Source organism: Photobacterium sp. AWH4_225 (assembly GCF_056158405.1).
This window is the reverse complement of record NZ_JBSWTF010000001.1, coordinates 1395071-1418408: the sequence shown is the minus strand read 5'-3', so window position 1 is coordinate 1418408 and position 23338 is coordinate 1395071. Positions and strand designations below refer to the sequence as shown.

Genomic DNA, 23338 nt, shown 5'->3' with positions numbered 1-23338 from the left:
AGTGGTATCCTTTCTTATTGTTTCAGTTTCATGCGATTCCATTCACCCTTTTGCGAATCGCTTGGTTTGCAAATGAATACTAGATGACATATGAAATCAGATCAAGAGAAATTATTCGCTTTTGAATACCAAGGCGGGCGCGATGTAACCGATAGATTGCTTAAAGTTATGAATGTAAAAGACTTTCAAACTTTGGCAGAGTCTTTAAATATTCCTAAAGCTACGATATCTACCTGGCACAGTCGCAATCAAACTCCATTTGAGATTGCAGTTAGAATTCATTTGAAGCTTGGAGTGTCCTTACAATGGCTATTGTTTGGCAAGGGTGAGGTTTTTGAAGTAAGCGAACCAAGCATTTCAAATGACAAGGTTGAGCTACCCTACTTCAAGCTAGAGAACGGTGAATTGCTAGATAAAGGCAAGATGTTCTTTGATCCCCAGTTCCTGGAAGGAATGCCTGATGCTGAACACTTGATGCTGGTCGAGCATGAAGGGAAGAAGTTGTTTGTTGATACGAGCAATACGAAGGTAATTAGTGGTGAGTATTTAGTGTCCTTTTCAGAGTTGACCACTATTAACGAGTTACATCGTATGCCTAATGGCAAGATGTTTATGAACTTCAACGGGAAAGATGTTGAAGTTGAAGATCAGCAGATTGAGGTTTTGGGTAAGGCTTTACTTTTCTTAGGGAGTAATAAATGACTAACTCTCCTCTTTCTCATTACATCAACAATATAATAATTAAAGACTTTAAAGATAATGGATTTATCAATAAATCATCTACAAGTAAATCACTTTCAAACCTAAGCCCTCTTAATTTTTTCATTGGGACGAACAATAGTGGAAAGAGTCGATTAATTCGATATATCTATAACTCAAAAGATGTCTCAATTGGGTCAGATAACTTAAACATAAGATCTTATGTTAATGAGATCAGAGAAAATATAAGTTCTCTTCATGACAATGAATATCAACACCCTGATCCTTTTTATGAAACTACACTAAATGATGAAGCTTTATATCTAGCAAATAGTATCAATGATTTATACGACCGCAATGAAAACAGTGAGATAAATAATGAAATAAATGAATTTTTATCTCAACCAGGAATTAGCCAAGACCTGGCTGAGAGGCTTTATAATGAAATTTATGGAAATTTAGAAAATAAAGTTGAGTATAAATTTTTAAACCTTCACGAAGATAATTTTAATAAGTGCTACATACCTATCCTCCGAGGTCTAAGGCCATTAAATAAATCAGATAGCGATGAAAATGATTTGAAACTTGTGCGTACTGTAGAAGACTATAATTTAGTTTGTAGTCAATACAAGAAAGATGAGATTAAAGTTAGTAATAGTGGAAAATCTAATTGCAAAAAATACACCATCTTCACCGGATATAGTATTTACTCTGATTTAATCGAATTACTCATGGGCGGACATAATTCTAGAAGTAAACTCGAATTCTATGAAAAATACCTTTCCAATAATTTCTTCAACCATGAAAAAATAACATTAAGCCCAATTAAAGGGAGAGATGTTGTTAGTATAAAAATCGGTGATGCTGATGAGAGACCAATCTATGATTTGGGTGATGGTCTTCAAACAATAATAATAATTACCTTCCCTGTTTTTACTGCTAGCGAACCAACACAATTTTTCATAGAAGAACCTGAAACTCATTTACATGCCGGTTTTCAACGAACATTAATTGAAGCACTCGCATCTCAAAAAGAACATCAATTTTTTATTTCAACTCACTCCAATCATTTTGTAGATCTCGCCCAGGAGCGTAATGATGTTTCGATACAACGAGTATTCCAAGAAAAACAGAGTGATGGTAAGTTTAAAACCTGCGTGGACAGTCTTGCAAAAGATACAGAACTACTTGACGATTTAGGGGTTCGAGCATCTTCAGTTCTACTCGCAAACAGCTCAATCTGGGTTGAAGGTGTGACAGATAAGCTTTATTTACGAGCTTATATGAAAAAGTATATTGATGAGCTAAAAGCTACACATAAAGAAGAAGCTGATAACTTATATAGCTTTAAAGAGAATCTCCACTATATTTTCACTGAATACCAAGGTAGCAATATCACCCATTGGTATTTTGGTGATAATGAAAACATCAATGATGAAGCCACATCGGCACCTAAACTTTGCGCAAAAGCTTTTTTACTTGCTGACGGAGATATTCAGAGTAAAGGAAAAAGAGTTCAGGAGCTAAAAGATGCTCTTGGCGATAGTTTTATGCTTCTCGATTTCAAAGAAATTGAGAACTATATCCCAGAATCGATTTTAAAAAAAGCAAGTGAAGAGTTGTGGAATACATTCAAATTAAAAGTAGATGCCACATTTAACCAAGAAGCAATTAAACAAAGCGACTATGGAAGTGATAAAGGTATCGGCTGTTACCTTGAAGGATTTGTAAATAATCACCCTACGGAACGCAGATTCTTTAAAGATAAGAGCGGAACAATAAAAGATAAAATTAAGCTATGCCGTATAGCGGTTCGCCTAATGAATGAAAGTGAAGATTGGGAACTGACTCCTGAAATAACTAAAGTCTGTGAACGTATTTATGATCATATTTTAAGGAGCAATCATGGCTGATTTAATAGTTGGTAAAATTTACCACCGAAAATCTGAAATTCATGGACCTTATAAAGGCCAAGCCCAGGGTGGAATCTCTACCCCATCTGATTTCGATGTCATTTTCATCTTTACTGGTGATGGTGGTGAGCAACATGGATATGCTGACCACTTCACAGAAGAAGGCATTTTTCATTACACCGGTGAAGGCCAAGTCGGTGATATGGAAATGGTCCGCGGTAACAAGGCTATTCGCGATAGTGGGAAAACTGGCCGCATTATTCATGTTTTCGAGTACGTGAAGAAAGCTTACGTTCGCTACAACGGCGAAGCCGAGTGCATTGGCTATCACGAGGAACAGAAGCCTGACCGCGAAGGCAATATGCGTAATGCTTTTGTTTTCCACCTTATGATGAAGAGCTCTGATGAAGCAGTCATAGAACCAACTAGCCTAACGTCAGAAGTTGAAAGTGATAAGGCAACCAAGGAAGTTAAGAAAAAACTTCGTAAGCTAAAATCACTAGAAGATTTGCGAGAAGCTGCGCTTCAAACATCACCTAAAACTTCTTCGGAATCTGAGCGAAAAGTTGTTAACTACTACCGTTCGGAAGCATTGAAAGCCTATGTTCTAGCAAGATCTGGTGGTAAATGTGAAGGCTGTGGCGACGATGCACCATTTAAAACTAAGAAAGGTCCTTACCTTGAACCGCACCATGTTCATCGCCTAGCTGACGGCGGCCCCGATCACCCTAAAAACGTGATTGCTGTTTGCCCCAACTGCCACCGACGAGCCCACTACTCTACCGATGCAACTGAGTACAACAACAGTCTGATTGAAAAGCTTAGCCATATAGAAAAATAAGCCGCGAAAGCGGCTTATTTTTCTTTGAGTTAAAGCTAGTCATTATCTAAATCGGAAGCGATTTCATAACCGATAACTATTGCGATAGACAGTAATAGAAAATTCATATTACTTCCTCCCTTTTTTAGGTAGATATCTTCTAGCGTGCTTACCTATTACCTGCGCTGTTTCCTTATCAGTCGCATCTTTAATGACATGGTATGTAGTTGCCCCAATAAGGACACCACCAATAAATGTTAAAGCTTCTGCTGTTACTTTTGACAAAAAAACGAATTGAATCATGATAACTCCACCGTAATTCCACCTTAGATTTAATATTGCTATACAAGCAATATATGGCCGCCACATAAACCTCATGTAGCATGAGAACACCTGCATTATGCAAGCGAAAAAAATACCAATAATTATCTATTCTGGTTTATCACGCGGAGAGTATCGTGCCGCTAATGTATCTAGTAAAAAGCCTTAAGAGAAATAGGCAGGAATGCAATGTACTCTTTATTAATAAAAATATATTTTGCATTTGAAAGATTGGTTCAGCGATACTAAACCTTACTCATTAGTGACTTTAGTTCGATAAAGCCTGTTACGCAAATTTTTTTCACTCATACATCAAGTCTTCACAGTACGATTTGATATAAGCATGAATCACTAGTTTACCCGCAGGTTCTTGTTGATGACCCAGTTGCTTCAAAGTTTCCAGTACTTTACTGGCTATGTCATGATTGGTAGTAACAACCTCAAACCTGCAGGGTACTTCTTGGTTTATAACCCTCTGCCCTTCCATGCCATCGACAACGCCAAGAATATAGAGCATCGCGTACTGGAAGCCCTTATCGCCTTGCTCACTTATGGCAATCAGCTTGTCTGTTTTCATGCCTGTCCAGGCGACTTCTTGAGCAAGCACGTTGGCCGAAAGAACGATGGAAAGCAGCAAAAATATCATCTTCATTATTACGCCACCAATATCGCTCGTCCATCAACACTCACCTGATACAGCCCACACTCAGACACCAACCATTCTTCATTTCTACCAAGCATTTTTAAAATCCATCTGATCATATTTGCCCCCTTAGTCTAACTTGATAGAAGCAGCCAAATGCCAGAAGTAGTAATGATTTCATGTGATTTTCGGGTTATTGCACACTTTTCAATATTGACCAATAACATCAATTACATTGATATTAGAGGCATAACATCCTCAGGGGAACAATGAATCAAGTCGAGTTCACATTAGATGGTAGCTACATGACAGTTAAAATCTTCTGGGGTGAAATCAATAACTATACAGAAAAGCCCTGCCACTAATGCAGGGCAATATTAGATAATAGCTCAACACTTTTGCTGAACTATTTATCGAAGAATGGTAACGCGAAAGAATCAATCATCTAATCATTTTTTGTATTTGGCTTCAGCATTCGCTCTTGCTTCGGCTCTGATTTCTTCCTCAACAATAATTCTCTGAATCCGGTGGCGCTGCACCACCCTTAGAAGTGCGAATGGCAATCTGAACAAACCAATCACGATGCCAACTACAAAAAAAACAACCCCAACCATAAAGCTCCACAAAGCCTTAACGGTTCGCAGGATGATTCCACGCATCAAGAAAACCACCAACAATATGGACGCCAAAACTAGCAACTTTGCAATCAGCCCATTTTTATTTTTTACGTAAACTTCATGATTCAGTGCTTCATGCTTGGCTTTAGCAAGAGTCATTTGGATGTTTAGTGCCTCAGCTGCGCCTGATGGGTCAATAGTTGCATCAATCTCTCGCACTGGTATCCAACGAGCCTCAACTCTCTTCTCAAGTCTGCCCATCTCGTTCATCGCCAGCCCAGAATCAAAAACGGTCTCCTTGCTCTCCATATGCAAGGCAATCGACTCACCCTGCTTCTCAGATTCTAAAAATAGACCCAATTCCTGTTCACTAGAGTGAAAGCCACTAAGGTAATGCTGAGGCGCATAACTATTGTAATACTGGTTGCGATCAATCTCTTTTCCGTTAAACGCATAGAAGTATGCCTTGTCTTCATAGGTATGTTTTGAACGGATGCTTGGGTTACATGAAAGGGTGTATTTCTCCTCCCATCCAAATACAAACGAATACATCTTGTCTACCCAGCTAAAAGCATAATCTGATGAAGAATAAGGTCTATCAATATTACAGTACGCATCAAGAGTAAACACTCGCCTATCTGACACCGACCACTCGATAACACCCGTCTCTTTGTTAAAAGACTTAGTGACATTATCCGATGCTAACGCCATTGAAGATGAGAAAATTAAACAGATTGCCACAAGAAAATTATTCATTTTATTTATTCAAACACTTGATTATAAAAATGAATAGATATTATATTAAGTTCTTGTATTTAGATAATTAAAATAATTTTTCATCACGATTTGCAATACATTTCTACTAACAAATAAGAATGTATCCGGCTAGCCATACTGGTATGTTAACGTAGGATAACACCCTAAAGAAAAACCAATTATGAGAGCTTCTTACCCCCAATATATTAACTATAAAGAGCATTAGAACTACCGGAAGTAAAGCAATGTGGCAACTAGCAAGAATTGCAAGAAAATCGCTCCGATTAGAATGTTTAGTTTTGTTTTAAAACTACCGACTTTTTCTTCCAGTTGCTGAATTCGATAGTTTTTATCAAACAAAACGACACTTTTTCGGCTGTTTTCCTTGTCAATTTCTTCCTTCGTTGTTCTCAAAGCATATGTGCCAATAACACTACCACCTGCACCGTAAAACATAACAGGCGCCACGCTAGCTAAAAGATCGCTGACTCTCTTAAAGTCAAAAAATGTTGCAGGCACTAAGTGCGGTAAAGCTTCGAGTAGTTCACTAAAAAATGCACCCATTAAGATTAATAGAAAACCTTTCCAAAGCTGATCTGTTCGGAGTTCACAAACCCAAAATAAGATGCACATAAAGAATGCTACCAGTGCTGGACTAGCTAAAAATTGAATTTTAAAGAAGAAAGCCGCAATCATGGCTACGAATGAAATAACAGCAAGAGTTATTAATTTCTTATGTGTTGTTAAGGTTGTTTCCATCTGATCCTCAAAATTCATTTGTTTGTATGTAAAAAATAAAACATTGCAACAACATGAATATCATAGCAAAATAATACTGTATATTAAAACAGTATTTTAGCTTATGTCAGTTAGAAAACAAAGAGATGGAACGTGGCTATGTGAATGCTACCCACATGGTCGACAAGGGAAACGAGTAAGAAAGAAGTTCGCGACTAAAGGGGAAGCCACTGCTTTTGAGCGCTTTACGTTTCGTGAAGCTGAAGATAAACCTTGGCTTGGTACTGCGGACGACAAGCGCCGACTATCTGACCTCATTGAGCTTTGGTATCACTACCACGGTAAGAACATCAAAACCGGTAAGTTGTACCTCAAAATACTGAACAACATGTGCCGCCAAATGGGCAACCCTATTGCAGCCAAATGCAAAGCGAAGGATTACACCGAGTACCGGGCGAACCGTACCAACATCCTGATGGGGGATGGACGCCCTGTTGCAGCCGAAACTCAAAACTTGGAACTAACTCTATTAAAGGCGGTGTTCAACGAACTCATTCGAATCAAGGAATGGCCGCTGTCTAACCCATTTGCTGAAGTTAAGAAAATTCGTTCCGATGAACGTGAACTTACTTTTCTTTCACACGAGGAAATTCGTACTCTTCTCGCTTACGTTGGCACCCAGAACAATGCGGAAGACATGTCCAATGTAATAAAGGTTTGTCTGGCTACGGGAGCTCGCATTATGGAAGCGGCAAACCTCAAAGGTTCGCAACTCTCCAAGTACAAAATCACTTTCACCAATACCAAAGGGAAGCGTAATCGTACCGTGCCTATCTCACCCGAACTGTACGATGCTATCCACAAGCCTGGTAATGGCCCTCTTTTCTCTGTTAACTACTTCCCTGTCTATATGCGATTACGAAAATGCTTTCCTGAACTCCCCAAAGGACAGGCTACCCACGTGCTTCGCCATACCTTCGCTAGCCACTTTATGATGAACGGCGGAAACATCTTGGTGCTGCAACGAATCCTAGGTCATCGCGACATAAAACAGACCATGGTTTACAGCCACTTCTCGCCCGATCACCTGCAAGATGCAGTGAAGAAAAATCCTCTAAATTATATTTAACTTTGAATATTTTTCATTGAAAAAAATAATTACCCAGGTCTCGGTATAGTTGGTCCATCAGGTAAGTCTGGTGTCTCTGGTGTCTCTGGTGTCTCTGGTGTCTCTGGTGTCTCTGGTTTCTCTGGTTTCTCTGGTTTCTCTGGTTTCTCTGGTTTTTCTGGTCTCTCTGATCTCTCTGGTAAAAAATCTATTTCTTTTTCTTTTTCTTTTTCTTTTTCTTTACGTTCATTTTCTCTACGTTCATTTTCTCTATCTATATTACTTTCAAATTCACCAACAATTTCACTAATAACAGATGTATTAATGTTAATTCCCTCACTCAATTTCACCTGTTCAGATAATAAATATACTATATGAACATTGATATCATGTAACATCTGAGTTAGAACTCTTGTTTCTTTTAGTACTTTATTAAGCTTACTGTTCGGCTCAGACATAAGCTGTAATTGCTTATCTTGTATTTCCAACATCTTTTTGTAGGAGTTTACAGCATCTAATGCATCTTCTAATTTATCTGTATTTTTTTGTTTTAGGCTCTTCCGTATAGCTTTTAATGCACTTAGTGTTAAATTTTGATGTTCCTTTTTTAAATCCCTTTCTAATTCTTTCATCTGTTGCTGTAAGGTTCCCCCATAAATTTTTTTTGTGAGTACCTTCCGGTGATCAATGGTTTCTTTAATTTCATCACGAAGCTTACTCCATTCATAGATTTCATCATTAATATCAACCTCACTTACTGATATTGATGAGGTTAATAGAAATGACATATAAACTAAGAATCTAAAATTTATATCACGATAATTTTTCATAACGTACCAAGATCACTTCAATTTATTATTTATTCTTTGAATCTCACCAATAATTTCATTTACAGCACTTTGGTAGGCTTCAGTATTAGTATCACTTTTCTCCTTGAGTAAGTTTAAATCTGATGATAGGGTATTTAACTTATTAGATACCTCATACAACACCTCTGCATTCTCCTCCAACATTAAGCTGTTAAATAATGACAGTTGAACAGTATTAAATAAGGCACTATCAATAATTTCCTTTTCTTTTTGTGACAACTTCAGAACATGATTAATTTCTTCTATTGAACTTTCAATTTTTGTCATCTCTTTTTTAATCATATCAATTGAAGACTTTTGCATCTCAACTGTAGTATAATCATTCCATAATTCTTTCATTAAGTATATTTCCGGCTTTAATCTTTTATCCTTTCTAAGGTAATAAACTAGCCAGTTTTCATTTATATTTTTTTCAATTAGATACTTACTATTATTAAGAATTGAATTTAAATTTTCTCCTGACTTTACGAAGTAGTATTTATTATTATCATCAAGGAATATTGCTATATCAGAATTCTCTCGATACTTATAATCGAAATCATAACTATTAATAATCTTCTCTAACCTTTGATTTGTTTTCTCTACCTGGTACTCGGTATCTCTAGGGATAGGAATATCACTCGAACATCCAACAACTATAAGAAGTGTTATGAAATATAGATAATTAATCATAATGGGGCGTTAATATTAAGGGTTGTATGTAACTTAAAGATACATGCTTTTAAGCACACTGATGTCTTAATTTACTTACACCATTTAAATCCCTTGTTTCATCTGTCTGTTACTTTTGGCGACAAAATGGCGACAGAGAAGAAAAAACACGTCGTAAATTGCTGAAAATAGCACAATTAGAGGTTATCTAAGTCATTGATAAGACTCACAAGGTATTGATTTTATTGGATTTATCAAAAATCGCTAATACTAGCGATGGTAAATATTGCCCCCTCATGTAGGGGGCCTTTTTTTATCTGTACCCTCCCCCTAGTTTCTTTCTCATTTTCCAGAATTTAAGCCAGCACCGACCCGTTTGATCTCTATGTTTATTGTTACGTAGCTATCTCTCGGAGTCTGTCGTCTATGCGCTGGCTAGTTGTCTTCACCCTTTTCTTCTCCCTACTCTCCTTTGCCGAAGAGGCCGAGCAAGCCCCCGAGCCCAAACCCGATGAGTTTGCCAAGATAGAGCAGATGGAAGCGGAGATGGGAGAGCTCTACAAGGAGTCACTGGATAAAACCGGCACCGCCAAAAGCATCATTGATATGCAGATGCTAAATAAGAATGAGGATATCCGCGCTGAGCTACAAAAACTGATCAACAACCGAACCGAAGAAAATACTGCTAGGGTCATCGGCTTTGTTAACGATCAGATCGAGTACCTCACCCTCGCCATTGATTTTCTTGCCGAGCAGGTTACCAAACTACAAAAAGATCTCGATAGTGCCGACCAAGAGCAAAAACTGATAATCCAAAAGACCCTTCATGAAACAACCGCTTTTTATCACACGATTCTTGGCGAACAATGGACAAATTTTGGCTGGCTAGAGTTAATGGGAAAGCCGGATGAAGAAAGCAAAGAAGCCCTGATAAAAGAAATTGATCAAAGGCTAGATTTTCTATCAGCCAAACTCTCGTTCGATAACCAACAAGAAAATATGCTGGCAGGCCAACTAAGATCAGCAACCGAAGAAGAGAAAGCTTCGCTTCAACTCCAATACATTCATGCCCAACGCCAGGTCGTCGGTGATATTGAAGGGCTACAGTTTATTGTCGATCTTGCTAACAAGATGGGCTTAGACACCACCGACTACACCAAACAGTTGTTCGTTGTGTCCGGTAATCTAACCAATGAGCTCCTTGATATAAAAGTGCTTTGGTCATTACTTTCTGACGGTTTGAAAGACTTCCGAGACTATTTAGCACAAAATACGCCTTCTGCCTTGTTCAAACTGTTTGTGTTTCTGGTCATCATCTTTATCTTCAAAATCTTCAAGAATATCACCCGGCGTATTGTTACCCGCGCGGTGTCTTCGCCAACGTTGCGGATGTCGCAGTTAATGAAAGACTTCTTCATCTCTATAAGTGGCAACACCGTGTTGTGTATCGGTATCCTGATTGCCCTATCGCAAATAGGACTGAACCTCGCTCCCGTTCTGACCGGTTTCGGTGTGGCGGGTGTGATTATCGGCTTTGCCCTACAGGATACCTTGTCTAACTTTGCATCCGGTATGATGCTGCTGATTTACCGCCCGTTCGATGTCGACGATTTTGTCGAAGCCGGCGGAACCTCGGGAAAAGTTAGTCATATGAGTTTAGTCAGCACTACCATCAAGACGTTTGATAACCAAATCCTTATCGTACCGAACAGTAAAATATGGGGAGACACGATAAAGAATATTACCCACGAAAGAGTTAGACGGGTCGATATGGTATTTGGTATTGGCTATGGTGACGACGTAGAGAAAACAGAAAAAGTATTGGAAGCTATTTTAGCTGATCACCCAATGGTGCTGCGCTCACCCGAACCAACCATCAAGCTGCATGTACTCAATTCCTCCTCTGTCGATTTCATCGTTCGTCCCTGGGTTAAAACAGAGGACTATTGGGATGTCTACTGGGATGTGACCCGAGAAGTTAAAATGCGCTTTGACAGGGAAGGCATATCTATCCCGTTCCCACAACAAGATGTTCATCTTCATATGATAAAAAAGGATGAAGGTTAAACTGACGCAGGCTTAACATTTTTTCTTTTTGGGTCGTATAAACTACTATCTTGTTTAGTGTTTATGTTTTTTCTATGGACTAAAACATAACCAATCCTGAATATAGTTAAGGTTTAGTGTGATTTTTTATATTCCCTCACACCAAAATCTGATATATATTGTAAAACAAGATAAAAAACAACGTACAATTAATTCTCTAGCTTATGTATTCAGGGGAATAATACTTGGCTAGACAGTTATAAAGACTTCTGGGAATTTATGATGATGAAGAAACGTTTTCTTGCAGCTTTGGCCGTACCTGTCATTCTTGCCGCTTGTGCATCAAACACTGTAAGCGAGCCGACTACCGCTATGATTACGAATACTGATCTTGCTTCTTACAACTGGGTGCTCAACAAAGTTGACGGTAATGCACTTGAAATTGCGGAACCATTCAAAGCCCCTAACCTTCAGCTATCTTCTGATCTCGGTGCCAACGGCCATGCTGGCTGTAACCGTTACTTCGGACAAGCTGAGCTGAACGAAGGCAAGCTTCGCATCGAAAAAATGGGCATGACCATGATGGCTTGTCCAGAGCCTGCGATGGAGCTTGAGCGAGTGATGAGCGCAACGCTAATGGACTGGAGCACAGCCACAGTAGCAGGCAACCAGCTAACGCTAGCCGGTACAGAACATACGCTGACTTTCACACGCACCGAAGCTGAGTAAACAACCAATCATGATTTAATACTCCTGCAATTTGCAGGAGTATTATTTTATAAATAACTACTTTTAGTTAACTCTGGTATATACCCAAGTTACCTCAAGGTGCAGGATTCAGAGGGTTGTCAGCGCATTCATGCAAGGCGAAGGTTTGCAGGAATGGCATTCCCTTTCAAAAAGCTTCTACGAAGGAGTGAATGGGCTGACACCCTCCCGAAGGGCGAGTTTTCTAAGCTTCTATACCGCGTTATTGTTTCTTGATTTAGAGCCACTAGTTCTTCAAAACAATGCCTTGTCTATAAGCTTATAAATTCTCGCTGAACCTGCATCTTGAAATAGCTTGGGTATATGTCAAAACCATTAATTCACAAAACTTTAATTTCTTGTCAGACATACATACTCAAGCTTCATACCTTCCTTATTAAATTGATTAATCCACAAACCATTTCAATAAGTTACATATAACTGATACCACTATCAAAAACTATATAATATGTTATCAATTAAGCCTTGCTGATAAGTTATTAACTTAAAGTTTTGTAAATCATGCCTATAGCGAATTTTTATCATCTAAGATAATAACTGTGACACGTTACACGTTTTCACTCTTGCTAAGGTAGGCTGCCATGAAAAATATCGCATTAATTATTGCTGGATTATTTCTTGCCAATTCGGCTGTTGCTTATGAGCTACAAGGTCGTAATGACAATAGTGAAGTGTCAAAGCAGCATGTTGAATATAAACCGTCCAATTATGTTCCAAACAGCGAACAACTTCAGGGCCAAAATGATCGTACCCACTTTCCTAAGCTGAAGACCAAATATAGCAAGTCGGACTACAAGCCTAGCTTCGATGACATAAAAGGTCGCTCTTAACACGTCAAAGCCCCTGAGAGACATCACAGGGGCTTTACTTCACGCATTAGCAGCACTACACATCAATGACCTTATACAGCTTTCGATTGATACTGCTGTCGCAGTAATTTCGCCGCTTCAACCAAGTTTGTTAGGGCTGCTTCGGTTTCTTCCCAACTCCGCGTTTTCAATCCGCAATCAGGATTTATCCATAAACGTTCAGCCGGTATTTTCGCTTCTGCCTTTTCTACCAGTTCAACGATCTGCTCTACCGAAGGTATGTTTGGAGAGTGGATATCATAAACCCCAGGACCAATCTCATTCGGGTAATCAAAGGCCTCGAAAGCTTTGAGTAACTCCATATCAGAACGGGAAGTCTCAATGGTGATCACATCAGCATCCAAAGCGGCGACTGACTCAATCATGTCATTGAACTCGCTGTAACACATATGGGTGTGGATCTGGGTTTGCGGCTCCGCGCTGGCGGCAGAAATCTTGAAGGCTTTAACGGCCCAATCGAGATATGTCTGCCAGTGGCTTGCCTTAAGTGGCATTCCTTCACGGATCGCAGGCTCATCAATCTGGATAATCTTGATACCTTTGTCTTGCAGATCGGCCACTTCATCTCGCAAAGCCAGTGCTATCTGATTAGCAATCGCTTCGCGACTTAGATCTTCCCGCGGAAATGTCCATCCCAAGATTGTCACAGGACCTGTCAGCATACCTTTTACAGGCTTTTCCGTTAGTGATTGAGCATACTGCGCCCAAGAAACTGTCATTGGCTCAGCACGATAAATATCAGACACAATCACGGCAGGTTTCACACATCGAGAGCCATAACTTTGTACCCAACCAAAGCGAGTCGCGGCAAAACCTTCAAGCAGCTCAGCAAAGTATTCCACCATGTCATTACGCTCAGCTTCGCCATGAACCAAGACATCCAGGCCAAGCTTGTTCTGGCGCTCAATCGCATCGTCGATATGCCCCTGCATGGCATTGACATAAGCTTGCTCGTCCAACCGCCCTGCTTTGAAGTCCCTTCGTTGGGTGCGAATCTCGCTGGTTTGCGGGAAGGAACCAATGGTTGTTGTTGGCAGCAGCGGTAACCCTAATGACTGACGCTGTAGGCGAGCACGCTCTTGGTAAGGCAATTTTCTCTCTGCCAGAGCATCGGTAATGGCTTCACTTCGCTGGCGAACCTGTTCATTATTAACTACTGCACTGGTTGCTCGTGCTTTGATCGGCGCGCTGTAACGAGCACACTCTTCAATCGCGATCTCATGGCCATCAATGGCCTGTGCTAACAAGGTCAACTCACGACATTTTTGCTTGGCAAACGCCAACCACTGGCGCACTTCAGGCTCAAGCTCAGTTTCCAAGTCCAAGTCCATCGGGCTATGAAGCAATGAGCACGAAGAAGCTAGCCAGAGGCGATCTCCTAGTAGAGCCTTGACCGGTTGTAGTTTTTCCAGCAGAGCACTGAGATCTGCCCGCCAGACGTTTCGTCCATTGACTACGCCAGCCGATAACACCCAGCCTTCAGGTAAATGCTGCACCACTTCTTCCAGTTGTTCAGGCGCTGCCGAGACATCCACATGAAGGCCATCGACTTTCAGTCCGGTGATCACGTCCAAATGATGAGTAATGTTATCAAAATACGTCGTCAGCAAGAGTTTTGGTGCTCCATGGAGCACCTGATAAGCAATTTTAAATGAATTTCGCCACTCTTTAGGAAGCTCAAGCGCCAGTACTGGCTCATCAATCTGTACCCAATCAACACCGAGGTTTGCCAGTTTAGTTAGAATTTGCTGATACGCCGCCAGCAGTCTTGGCAATAAAGAAAGCCTATCAAAGCCTTGCTCTTTTTCTTTTCCCAGCCATAGATAAGAAACAGGCCCCAACAGTACAGGTTTCACTTTATGGCCAGCTTGCTTGGCTTCAGCGATTTCTTCGAACAGTTGCGGCCAGCTGACGTTGAATTCATCGTCGGCGCTGAACTCAGGCACAATGTAGTGATAGTTGGTATAGAACCATTTGGTCATATCAGATGCTGCACACGCACAGCCAGTTGGCGCTTTGCCCCTCGCAACCCGAAACAGTGTATCAAGATCAGGAAAACCACTACGGTGGCGCTTTGGCAAGTGACCAAGCAGCATACTGGTACCAAGCACATGGTCGTACCAAGCAAAATCACCAACAGTAACGACATCAAGCCCTGATCCTGCTTGCTCTCCCCAGTGGCGATGACGAAGCAGACTACCGACTTCCTTCAGTTCTGCCTGCGAAATCTCCCCGCGCCAGTACTTTTCCTGAGCAAACTTTAGTTCTCGCTGGCTGCCAATTCGCGGGTACCCCAAAATATGTGTTGTTGTTTTTACAGTCATTATTGTTCCGTCCATGCATTCTTTACCGTTGTTGGAATAACAATGACCCACCCACTGACTATGAGCAATTTCTTATCACTAATGATTATCTTGAATAAAATTCATATGAAATGACTTGTGTAATTATTGATAAAACACTATTTGGCCGTCTAGATGTTTACACCGCTATTTTTTCTCGTTACAGTAAACAGCGTTACAGGGATAGCGCGAACACGGAACGTATGAGGAAACGATTTGATTGAAATTAAGCACTTAAAAACACTGACTGTGTTGAGAGATACCGGATCGTTAACCGCGACAGCCACTACCTTGTGTCTGACCCAGTCAGCTTTGTCTCACCAACTAAAAGATTTAGAGCAACGGCTGGGTAGCCAGCTTTTCCTGCGCAAAACTCGCCCTGTAAAGTTCACAGCAGAGGGTGATATTTTATTGCGCCTTGCCGATGACCTCTTCCCCCGACTGGCGCAAGCAGAGCACGAACTTGCTAGCTTAAAAGAAGATACCAACGGCCGACTTCATATGGCGATAGAGTGCCACTCCTGCTTCCAATGGCTGATGCCAGCACTCAAGGAGTACCAGACCCATTGGCCGAATGTCACTTTAGACTTCTCATCCGGTTTTGGTTTCGAGCCACTGCCAGCACTGAGTGCCGGAGAGCTCGATCTCGTTATTACCTCAGATATCCAAACTCGAAGTGAAATTCATTTCGAGCCGCTGTTTGATTTTGAAATGCGCCTGATTGTTTCACCTCAATCACCACTGGCCTCAAAAGAAGTGATTACCCCGGAAGATCTAGCCCATGAAACTATGCTGAGTTATCCGGTACAACGTAGCCGCCTAGATGTGGTAAAACATTTCATGCAACCTGCAGGAGTTGAGCCAGCCAATTGGAAACAAGCGGATAATACCCTGATGCTGATTCAGATGGTTTCTGCTGGACTAGGCGTTGCTGCACTGCCGAACTGGGCCGTTTATGACTTTGCTCGCCAAGGGCTCATTATCAGCAAACCGCTTGGTGATGGCTTGTGGCGTCGCTTATTTGCCGCGATCAGAGCCCAAGAGCGAGAACGCCATTATCTTTCTGCTTTTTTTGCTACGGCAAAGCAACAGTGCCAAACACACCTGGAAGGAATCAAGGCTGCATAATCAAGGTGAGTGTTATTCACCTTCATCATTGCAGCCTGAATTAGAGAGCGGATGTTATTTGAATTGGTTATTGATTGGATCGTAATGGTAGCCCAAGTCTTCCATTTTTTGATTTAATTCGTTGAAGTCCAGCTCATAGCGGCTGACCAACTCTTCGACTGTCGAACACTCAAGGCGTAATCGCTCATTCACGATACCGAGAACGATGTTGCCATCCATGTTCAAAAGATTGTTAATCTCCATACTTCCTGCCCCTCGGTAAGTATTCACTCATGAGTAAGCATAGACAGAATGAGGCGGAAAGAGAAAGCGCCGCCTCACATTTCACCAATCTGGCTTAGGTCTAACGGCCAGGCAATTAAATTAATGCGACCTGCATGTTGGCAGAGAGCACTAAAATGCCAGCAGCCGCCACCAATTGCCAACGGTTAACGGTTTTTCCCGTTAACAGGTGCATCGACCATACGAGCAGCCCAGCGACCAGTAATACCAAAGACGCAACCACATTGGTTGTTAGCAATGCGAGTTGGCTCTCATCGAGTAAAGAAGATAGCCACAGTAAACAAAGTACACTCACCATAGCACTGATAAAACCAGCGAAAGGTAACAAGCGGTGGAAAGCCTGCAAACGGGTTCTTGCCTGAGTCAATAGAATGTGGGCAACCAGTGAACCGAACAGTGCAATGCTGACCGTGCTCAATACTGCCACCGGTAGCGTTAATGTCGGTAACAGCGAGAACCAGACGAGAAAAGCCAATACATTCGCTGCGTAGAACACGTTTAATGGTCCGGCATCACGGGTTTTGCCCGTTTTAACTTTCAAGGTGAAGTAACCCAAAGCAAGCAACGGTAAGAATGCATAAGGCTGGGCCAGTGCTACAACCAGCCAACCAAATAGAAGAACAGGTAAAGTTTTATGTACCCTTCCCCTTTGGCCCGGGCAGATTTCTCCTTTGGTCAGTACCAAGGTCAAAATCAGCTGGGCACCCAATAAAGCGGGGATCAGAAAAATTAAAGCAGCGTTCATGGGATTATCTTGATGTGGCAAAACAAAGTGTGTGGATGATAGCAATTACCCTGTTCTATACCAACTATGAAAATGCACTATGCGTCTTATTAAGTCGTTATTTTGCTCTCTTTAATGTTAATCAAACTAGGCAATAGTGGCTTAATTTTTGGATCAACATCACTGAATATCAAATGCCGACGTGGAATAATAACGCTTTATTGCGAGCAAAGATCAATAGCGGTTTGGATCTAAGACTAACAGGATGTAGCAAGGACAAGCGCTATGACGTCATCACTGCACCAACTGTTCCAATCTCTCAAGCTATACATTCCCGATCTTTGGAGTGCACGAGCGCATTCCACCAGCTTTAAAAATACCCGAAGCGGCTACCTACGTAGCAGGATCACCATGCTATCTTCCGTTTGGGGTGTCTTAGTGATCTTATGGCTACCGTTCGATCTGTTGTTCCTCGCACAACCTACCCATCTTCATATTGCAGGCTCCCGCATACTCTTGGGTAGCTTCCTTCTGTCTATCGCATGGCTGAATCACAGGCATACAACGTTAAAACGCGCACAATGGTACATGGGCTTAATGGTGCTCAGTATCAACATGTTTTATCTTTATACCGCTTGGGTGCTCGACTTTCCGACTGTCTATAGCGGTTTTGTCTATGGCTACACCCTACTGCCAATCATTCATGTCGCCATCTTAACGATTCTGCCTGTCACTCTAAAAGAGAGCTTGTGTATGCTAGCAGTCACTGCGCTTACTCAGCTCTTGGTTGACTACTTATCTGGCCATTTATTTAGCCCAGAGAATATCGCCAGCTACTGGCTACAAAACGTATTGGCGTTGATGGTTGTCTGGTCCCAGTTGTCTAAACTACACATGCTAATGCGGTTGTATCGACAGGCAACGCTTGATCCACTTACCGGAATATATAACCGACGCATGCTGTTACAGCTAGCAGATAAACAGTTGGCCAACTGCATACAAAAAGAACAACCTTTCTCCGTTATGTTGTTCGATATCGACCGGTTTAAGCGGATCAATGACACATGGGGCCATGGCGTTGGCGACAAGGTACTGAAAGAATTTGCTCATTTTATGCAGGAGCATATCCGAAAGACGGATCTGTTTGGTCGTTTTGGAGGAGAAGAGTTTATCCTTTTCCTGCCAAAGTGTACGTCCTGTGACGCAGAAAGAATTGCTGAGCGAATGCTATCACGCATTCGCGCATTAGAAGTTGAAACCGGTATTGATAGCACCGCCATCAGCTTTACCACCAGCATTGGCCTTTCCAGTTATGGTGATAACGATTCCCTCTCCTCTTTGATTGAACGCGCTGACAGGGCCCTATACGATTGCAAAGACGCAGGCCGTGACTGTAGCCGCTACCACCCTATCGATTACATGCCTATTTTGAGCGAAAGGCGTAAGGCCATCGCTTAATCCACTCTTTTCTCATATGCACTTAACACTTTCGTTTAGTCATTTCCCTTTAATAAATACACCTACGCAGCCTTTCGAATAGCTTGAACTGGCTAAAACTGTTTCTTTTTCAGTCAAACAATCACATTTACGCGCACTCGAATGCGCGAACGCTCATAAATGTGTGACCGATCAAATATTACCCTTACAAAAAGTGGCATATTACCCAGCATAAAATAGAAGGAATTATCCATTTCCTGATCCACGGACCAAAACAATAAGCGAAAACGAACATGAATAGTTGGTTTGAAACAGATGTTGTGATTATTGGCGGCGGCGCTACCGGTACAGGTATTATGCGTGACTGTGCCTTGCGCGGAATCCCATGCATCCTGGTTGAAAAAGATGATCTTGCATCAGGAACCACGGGAAGAAATCACGGCCTTCTCCACTCTGGAGCGCGATACGCCGTTACCGATCAGGAATCGGCCAAAGAATGTATTCAGGAAAACCGCATTCTAAAAAACATCGCCCGCCACTGCGTTGAAGATACTCAAGGGCTGTTTATTTCCCTGCCTGACGATGATCTCGATTTTCAAAAAACCTTTATTTCATCTTGTCAGGCCGCGGATATAGATGTTGAGCAACTTTCACCGAAAGATGCACTCCGCCTTGAGCCAAACTGTAATCCATCACTAATTGGCGCGGTAAAAGTGCCTGACGGCACCTTGGATCCCTTCCGTCTATCAGCATCAAACGTACTCGATGCAGTCGAGCACGGCGCCCGACTGTTCAACCATACCCATGTCACTGGTCTCATCCGGGAAGGAGCCACTGTCCGTGGTGTTTACTGCCTGGATATGAAAACTGGCCAGTCATTTGAAATCCGTGCCAAGCAGGTGATTAACGCCGCCGGGATCTGGGGCCAGCAAATCTGTGAGTATGGCGATCTGTCTATCAAGATGTTCCCGGCCAAAGGATCACTACTGATCCTTGATTACCGCATCAACAACTTGGTGATCAACCGTTGTCGCAAACCGTCCGATGCTGACATTCTGGTGCCCGGCGATACAATTTCTCTTATCGGCACTACTTCCGAGCGGATCGATTACGACAAGATTGATGATCTGCATGTGACCAGCAAGGAAATCGACATTCTGCTCGAGGAAGGCACCAAGCTTGCTCCAATCATGGCGAACACCCGTGTACTACGTGCTTATGCTGGCGTGAGACCACTGGTTGCGGTTGATGGCGATACCAGTGGCCGTAATATCAGCCGCGGTATTGTACTGCTTGATCATGCTGAACGTGATGGTCTTGACGGCTTTGTCACTATCACCGGCGGTAAACTGATGACCTACCGCATGATGGCAGAATGGACCACCGATTTGGTGGCGAAAAAGCTTGGCAATACTGCACCATGTATTACCCATGAAAAACCGCTGCCGGGCTCAGAGCAAGCCGAACCGAAGAAACCTGCTACTGCCAGTTTGGCCAAACCTGTTTACCAATCGGCTTTCTATCGCCATGGCGAACGGGCAGAAAAATTCCTGGGTAATGACAAGAAAAGCCAAGCCGTGATCTGTGAATGTGAAATGGTGACTTGTGGCGAAGTGGAATATGCCATCAAGGATTTGGATGTTCATAATCTTGTTGACCTACGCCGACGTACCCGCATCGGTATGGGCCCTTGCCAAGGTGAACTCTGCTCCTACCGTGCCGCAGGCTTGTTCTCCGAATACGGCAAAACCTCGGGTAATGAAGCTAGCCATTTACTTGAAGAGTTCCTAGAAGAACGCTGGAAAGGGATCAAACCCGTATTTTGGGGCGATGCATTGCGTGAAGGCGAATTTACCTACTGGATTTACGAAGGGCTGTTTGGCGTCAGTGATCTACCAGAACAACAATCAACGCCAGCTGACGAGGTAACACAATGAAATTTGATAGCATCATCATCGGCGGCGGTGTCGCAGGCCTAAGTTGCGCTATCCGCTGCGCAGAAGCTGGTTTAAAAACAGCGGTTATCGCAGCCGGACAAAGCGCCTTGCACTTTTCTTCTGGCTCGGTAGATGTACTTAGCCGCCTGCCTAATGGTGAAGCGGTTGATGCGCCTTTCTCTGCTTTTGCTGAGCTGAAAAGCCAATGCCCATCTCATCCCTATAGCAAATTAGGCGAACTGCAGTGCCGTGAAGCCATCAATTGGTACCAGGACATGATGGAGCACTGTGGTGTCTACCTTACTGCTCAGGCCGATGAAAAGAACCATTACCGTGTCACCCCAATGGGTACCTTCCGCTCAACATGGTTGTCTCAACAAACTGTGCATCAGTTCCCGCACCACCAGCTAGCAGAAGGTTTAGCCGAAATCGCTTTGGTGACAGTAGATGGCTTCCGTGATTTCCAGCCGCAGCTGGCCGCTGACAACTTATCAAAGCTCAGTGCCTTCGAAGGGGTGAAAATCAAAACAGCTGCGGTTGAACTGCCTGATTTCGAAAGCATGCAGCGCAACCCATGTGAATTCCGCTCTATAGATATCTCGCGCGTGCTACGCGATGAAACCAAATTACACGCTTTTGCCAAGTCGATGATCCAGCAGGTTGGCAAAGCCGATCTTGTTGTTTTGCCTGCGATCTTCGGCAATGGCGACGGTGCAGCGACGATCAAGTTGCTCGAAGGCCTGACTGGCTTCAAGATCTGCGAGCTGCCAACCATGCCCCCTTCACTGCTGGGCATCCGCCTAGAAGAGGCTATGAAGTCACACTACAAACGCCTAGGCGGCTTGATACTCTCTGGAGATGAAGTCCTCAAGGGTGATTTCAACAATGGCCGTCTGGAGAAAATCTATACCCGCAACCATGAAGATATCCCTCTGGTAGCCGATAGCTTCCTACTGGCAACTGGTAGCTTTTTCAGCAAAGGCTTATCAGCACAACGTCATGCGGTCAACGAGCCAATCTTTGGTCTGGACATGGCTGACAATACCCATAGAGATCACTGGTACCAACCTCAGTTTTTCGCGCCTCAAAGCCACCCGTTCATGAAAATGGGGATTGATTGCAATAAGCAGCTGAACCCAACCATCAATCAGCAAGTTATTAAAAACCTATTCTGCGCAGGCGCCATTTTGGCCCACTATGATCCGGTACAGGAAGGCTCTGGCTCAGGCGTGGCTATCTCCACTGGCTACTATGTAGCCCAGCAGATGATCGCCACCCACCAGCACGAACAAGTCACAGATACACAGCCAAAACAAGAAAGGACAATCGCATGAGCCTTCTTCAAAAAGACACAAGCTTCGACCAATGCATCAAATGTACGGTTTGTACCGTCTACTGCCCGGTTGCCAAAGCCAACCCACAATACCCAGGCCCTAAGCAATGTGGCCCAGACGGTGAACGTCTGCGCATTAAAAGTCCTGATTTCTATGATGAAACATTAAAGCTGTGTACCAACTGTAAGCGTTGTGAGACCGCCTGCCCTTCAGGGGTAAAGATTGGCGATATGATTGCTGTTGCCCGTGACGAGCACGCTAAGCTACCGATGAACATCAAAACCATCCGTGACTTTGTGCTGAGCCATACCGACTTGATGGGATCGGCAGCGACACCATTTGCGCCAATCGTCAATACCATTACAGGGTTGAAGCCGGTCAAGAAGATCATGCACAAAACCATTGGCGTGCATGACCACAAGAGCCTGCCGAAATACTCACACGGCACATTCCGCCGCTGGTACAAGCAAAACTGTACCAGCCAAGCCTTGTACCCTAAGCAAGTGCATTACTTCCATGGCTGCTATGTCAATTACAACCACCCACAGCTGGGTAAAGACTTTGTTAGCGTAATGAATGCAATGAGCATTGGCGTCCAATTGATGGACAAAGAGAAATGTTGTGGCGTGCCATTAATTGCCAACGGTTTCTTTGACAAAGCGAAAAAGAATGCCAAATTGAACATCGACAATTTTTCTGCCGCAGTAGAGAAACATGATGCGCCGATCCTTTCTACTTCATCGACCTGCTCTTTCACTCTGAAAGAAGAGTACCCGAACGTACTGAAGGTAGACAACAGCAAGGTCGCCAATAAAATTGAGTATGTGACCCGTTTCTTGCTCAAAGAATTCATGAACGGGCGAGCGCCAAAGATGAAACCTGTCAACAAGAAAGTGGTCTACCACACGCCTTGTCACCTCGAAAAGACCGGTGGTAGCTTGTACACCATTGAATTGCTGAAGATGATCCCGGGCCTTGAGGTAGAAGTACTCGACAGCCAATGCTGTGGCCTAGCAGGCACCTACGGCTTCAAAACGGAAAATTATGATACTTCTATGGCAATCGGCAGTAACCTGTTCGAGCAAATAAAACGTTCCAAAGCGGATTTTGCCATCACTGACTGTGAAACCTGCAAATGGCAAATAGAAGAAAACACTGATTTAGAAACCATCCACCCTGTTTCCTTGCTAGCAATGGCGCTGGCTTAACATTTTGTATTCACCCTCATCCCGAAGTTTGCCTCTGTTTCCCAAGTTAAAAGGGCAAATTTCGGGATTTTTTCATTTCTGCCCCTATAGTTATATATAGCAATGCAGACTATTGTGTCTTGATTTAA

21 protein-coding genes are annotated in these 23338 nt (G+C 42.7%); 13 read left to right on the top strand and 8 right to left on the bottom strand.

Going from position 1 to position 23338, the window contains the following annotated elements; genetic code table 11:
- Positions 1-90 precede the first annotated feature (90 nt).
- Genes ACXAD4_RS06875 through ACXAD4_RS06865 form a run of 3 tightly spaced genes read left to right on the top strand, consistent with a single transcriptional unit; the run spans position 91 to position 3453 of the window.
- Entirely contained in the window at positions 91-702 is a 612-nt protein-coding gene (locus tag ACXAD4_RS06875) for a phage repressor protein CI (protein ID WP_475239937.1), read from the top strand.
- The gene (locus ACXAD4_RS06870) at positions 699-2612 is read left to right on the top strand and encodes an AAA family ATPase (protein WP_475239935.1); all 1914 of its coding nucleotides are present in this window, start codon (positions 699-701) and stop codon (positions 2610-2612) included. Before ACXAD4_RS06875 ends, ACXAD4_RS06870 begins: the two co-directional genes overlap by 4 nt.
- A complete protein-coding gene (locus tag ACXAD4_RS06865; RefSeq protein ID WP_475239933.1) occupies positions 2605-3453 on the top strand; it encodes an SRA domain-containing endonuclease in 849 nt (282 codons plus the stop codon). Before ACXAD4_RS06870 ends, ACXAD4_RS06865 begins: the two co-directional genes overlap by 8 nt.
- 108 nt (positions 3454-3561) lie before the next feature.
- Here ACXAD4_RS06865 and ACXAD4_RS06860 read toward each other — a convergent pair whose 3' ends face one another.
- Complete coding sequence (locus ACXAD4_RS06860) at positions 3562-3735, bottom strand: hypothetical protein (protein ID WP_475239931.1); 174 nt, start codon at positions 3733-3735, stop codon at positions 3562-3564.
- A 394-nt stretch (positions 3736-4129) separates the two neighbouring features.
- Between ACXAD4_RS06860 and ACXAD4_RS06855 the strand changes: the two genes are divergently transcribed.
- Positions 4130-4447, top strand: coding sequence for a hypothetical protein (locus ACXAD4_RS06855; protein ID WP_475239928.1), 318 nt, complete (start codon positions 4130-4132; stop codon positions 4445-4447).
- Positions 4448-4845: 398 nt separating this feature from the next.
- Here the strand turns inward: ACXAD4_RS06855 and ACXAD4_RS06850 are convergent, their stop codons facing one another.
- Positions 4846-5769 (bottom strand): hypothetical protein, encoded by a 924-nt coding sequence (locus ACXAD4_RS06850; protein WP_475239925.1) that lies wholly within the window; start codon positions 5767-5769, stop codon positions 4846-4848.
- Positions 5770-5997: 228 nt separating this feature from the next.
- Positions 5998-6528 (bottom strand): hypothetical protein, encoded by a 531-nt coding sequence (locus ACXAD4_RS06845; RefSeq protein WP_475239922.1) that lies wholly within the window; start codon positions 6526-6528, stop codon positions 5998-6000.
- A gap of 103 nt (positions 6529-6631) precedes the next feature.
- Here ACXAD4_RS06845 and ACXAD4_RS06840 point away from each other — a divergent pair, with 103 nt between their 5' ends.
- Entirely contained in the window at positions 6632-7636 is a 1005-nt protein-coding gene (locus ACXAD4_RS06840; RefSeq protein WP_475239920.1) for a phage integrase, read from the top strand.
- 29 nt (positions 7637-7665) lie between these two features.
- On the opposite strand, the gene ACXAD4_RS06835 is transcribed toward ACXAD4_RS06840, so the two are convergent.
- On the bottom strand, positions 7666-8445 hold the full coding sequence (locus ACXAD4_RS06835) for a hypothetical protein (protein ID WP_475239917.1): 780 nt from the start codon (positions 8443-8445) through the stop codon (positions 7666-7668).
- Positions 8446-8457: 12 nt separating this feature from the next.
- Positions 8458-9156, bottom strand: a complete 699-nt coding sequence (locus ACXAD4_RS06830; protein WP_475239914.1) for a hypothetical protein — start codon at positions 9154-9156, stop codon at positions 8458-8460.
- 405 nt (positions 9157-9561) lie between these two features.
- Here ACXAD4_RS06830 and ACXAD4_RS06825 point away from each other — a divergent pair, with 405 nt between their 5' ends.
- The 3 genes from ACXAD4_RS06825 to ACXAD4_RS06815 all read left to right on the top strand — a co-directional run bounded on the left by ACXAD4_RS06825 (position 9562) and on the right by ACXAD4_RS06815 (position 12779).
- Entirely contained in the window at positions 9562-11202 is a 1641-nt protein-coding gene (locus ACXAD4_RS06825; RefSeq protein WP_475239911.1) for a mechanosensitive ion channel domain-containing protein, read from the top strand.
- Between the two features lie 261 nt (positions 11203-11463).
- Positions 11464-11910 (top strand): META domain-containing protein, encoded by a 447-nt coding sequence (locus ACXAD4_RS06820; protein ID WP_475239908.1) that lies wholly within the window; start codon positions 11464-11466, stop codon positions 11908-11910.
- A 620-nt stretch (positions 11911-12530) separates the two neighbouring features.
- On the top strand, positions 12531-12779 hold the full coding sequence (locus tag ACXAD4_RS06815) for a hypothetical protein (RefSeq protein WP_475239906.1): 249 nt from the start codon (positions 12531-12533) through the stop codon (positions 12777-12779).
- A gap of 71 nt (positions 12780-12850) precedes the next feature.
- Here ACXAD4_RS06815 and metE read toward each other — a convergent pair whose 3' ends face one another.
- Positions 12851-15142, bottom strand: coding sequence for a 5-methyltetrahydropteroyltriglutamate--homocysteine S-methyltransferase (metE, locus tag ACXAD4_RS06810; RefSeq protein ID WP_475239903.1), 2292 nt, complete (start codon positions 15140-15142; stop codon positions 12851-12853).
- A gap of 234 nt (positions 15143-15376) precedes the next feature.
- On the opposite strand from metE, the gene metR reads away from it, so the two are divergent.
- Positions 15377-16288, top strand: coding sequence for an HTH-type transcriptional regulator MetR (gene metR, locus ACXAD4_RS06805; protein ID WP_475239900.1), 912 nt, complete (start codon positions 15377-15379; stop codon positions 16286-16288).
- A gap of 54 nt (positions 16289-16342) precedes the next feature.
- Here the strand turns inward: metR and ACXAD4_RS06800 are convergent, their stop codons facing one another.
- Positions 16343-16531 carry a DUF4250 domain-containing protein gene (locus tag ACXAD4_RS06800; RefSeq protein WP_044623045.1) on the bottom strand — a complete coding sequence of 63 codons (189 nt, stop codon included), beginning with the start codon at positions 16529-16531 and terminating at the stop codon, positions 16343-16345.
- Positions 16532-16646: 115 nt separating this feature from the next.
- Positions 16647-17315 carry a hypothetical protein gene (locus ACXAD4_RS06795; RefSeq protein WP_475239898.1) on the bottom strand — a complete coding sequence of 223 codons (669 nt, stop codon included), beginning with the start codon at positions 17313-17315 and terminating at the stop codon, positions 16647-16649.
- Positions 17316-17579: 264 nt separating this feature from the next.
- Here ACXAD4_RS06795 and ACXAD4_RS06790 point away from each other — a divergent pair, with 264 nt between their 5' ends.
- From ACXAD4_RS06790 to glpC, 4 genes are all read left to right on the top strand, one after another.
- Entirely contained in the window at positions 17580-18752 is a 1173-nt protein-coding gene (locus ACXAD4_RS06790) for a GGDEF domain-containing protein (protein WP_475239895.1), read from the top strand.
- 272 nt (positions 18753-19024) lie between these two features.
- Positions 19025-20668 (top strand): anaerobic glycerol-3-phosphate dehydrogenase subunit A, encoded by a 1644-nt coding sequence (gene glpA, locus ACXAD4_RS06785; RefSeq protein ID WP_475239892.1) that lies wholly within the window; start codon positions 19025-19027, stop codon positions 20666-20668.
- Positions 20665-22002 carry a glycerol-3-phosphate dehydrogenase subunit GlpB gene (gene glpB, locus ACXAD4_RS06780; protein ID WP_475239891.1) on the top strand — a complete coding sequence of 446 codons (1338 nt, stop codon included), beginning with the start codon at positions 20665-20667 and terminating at the stop codon, positions 22000-22002. Before glpA ends, glpB begins: the two co-directional genes overlap by 4 nt.
- Positions 21999-23210: an anaerobic glycerol-3-phosphate dehydrogenase subunit GlpC gene (gene glpC, locus ACXAD4_RS06775; protein ID WP_475239889.1), complete on the top strand. Its 1212-nt coding sequence runs from the start codon at positions 21999-22001 to the stop codon at positions 23208-23210. The genes glpB and glpC overlap by 4 nt, the downstream gene beginning before the upstream one ends.
- The last annotated feature ends 128 nt before the right edge of the window (positions 23211-23338 follow it).

Bases quoted from the DNA above. Each gene is read 5' to 3' on its own strand.
- ACXAD4_RS06830 (WP_475239914.1), bottom strand. From the start codon at position 9,156: ATGATTAATTATCTATATTTCATAACACTTCTTATAGTTGTTGGATGT.
- ACXAD4_RS06825 (WP_475239911.1), top strand. From the start codon at position 9,562: ATGCGCTGGCTAGTTGTCTTCACCCTTTTCTTCTCCCTACTCTCCTTT.
- glpC (WP_475239889.1), top strand. From the start codon at position 21,999: ATGAGCCTTCTTCAAAAAGACACAAGCTTCGACCAATGCATCAAATGT.
- ACXAD4_RS06795 (WP_475239898.1), bottom strand. From the start codon at position 17,315: ATGAACGCTGCTTTAATTTTTCTGATCCCCGCTTTATTGGGTGCCCAG.
- ACXAD4_RS06815 (WP_475239906.1), top strand. From the start codon at position 12,531: ATGAAAAATATCGCATTAATTATTGCTGGATTATTTCTTGCCAATTCG.
- ACXAD4_RS06835 (WP_475239917.1), bottom strand. From the start codon at position 8,445: ATGAAAAATTATCGTGATATAAATTTTAGATTCTTAGTTTATATGTCA.
- ACXAD4_RS06870 (WP_475239935.1), top strand. From the start codon at position 699: ATGACTAACTCTCCTCTTTCTCATTACATCAACAATATAATAATTAAA.
- ACXAD4_RS06790 (WP_475239895.1), top strand. From the start codon at position 17,580: ATGACGTCATCACTGCACCAACTGTTCCAATCTCTCAAGCTATACATT.
- ACXAD4_RS06845 (WP_475239922.1), bottom strand. From the start codon at position 6,528: ATGGAAACAACCTTAACAACACATAAGAAATTAATAACTCTTGCTGTT.
- metE (WP_475239903.1), bottom strand. From the start codon at position 15,142: ATGACTGTAAAAACAACAACACATATTTTGGGGTACCCGCGAATTGGC.
- ACXAD4_RS06875 (WP_475239937.1), top strand. From the start codon at position 91: ATGAAATCAGATCAAGAGAAATTATTCGCTTTTGAATACCAAGGCGGG.
- ACXAD4_RS06800 (WP_044623045.1), bottom strand. From the start codon at position 16,531: ATGGAGATTAACAATCTTTTGAACATGGATGGCAACATCGTTCTCGGT.
- glpA (WP_475239892.1), top strand. From the start codon at position 19,025: ATGAATAGTTGGTTTGAAACAGATGTTGTGATTATTGGCGGCGGCGCT.
- ACXAD4_RS06860 (WP_475239931.1), bottom strand. From the start codon at position 3,735: ATGATTCAATTCGTTTTTTTGTCAAAAGTAACAGCAGAAGCTTTAACA.
- ACXAD4_RS06855 (WP_475239928.1), top strand. From the start codon at position 4,130: ATGACCCAGTTGCTTCAAAGTTTCCAGTACTTTACTGGCTATGTCATG.
- ACXAD4_RS06865 (WP_475239933.1), top strand. From the start codon at position 2,605: ATGGCTGATTTAATAGTTGGTAAAATTTACCACCGAAAATCTGAAATT.
- ACXAD4_RS06820 (WP_475239908.1), top strand. From the start codon at position 11,464: ATGATGAAGAAACGTTTTCTTGCAGCTTTGGCCGTACCTGTCATTCTT.
- ACXAD4_RS06850 (WP_475239925.1), bottom strand. From the start codon at position 5,769: ATGAATAATTTTCTTGTGGCAATCTGTTTAATTTTCTCATCTTCAATG.
- ACXAD4_RS06840 (WP_475239920.1), top strand. From the start codon at position 6,632: ATGTCAGTTAGAAAACAAAGAGATGGAACGTGGCTATGTGAATGCTAC.
- glpB (WP_475239891.1), top strand. From the start codon at position 20,665: ATGAAATTTGATAGCATCATCATCGGCGGCGGTGTCGCAGGCCTAAGT.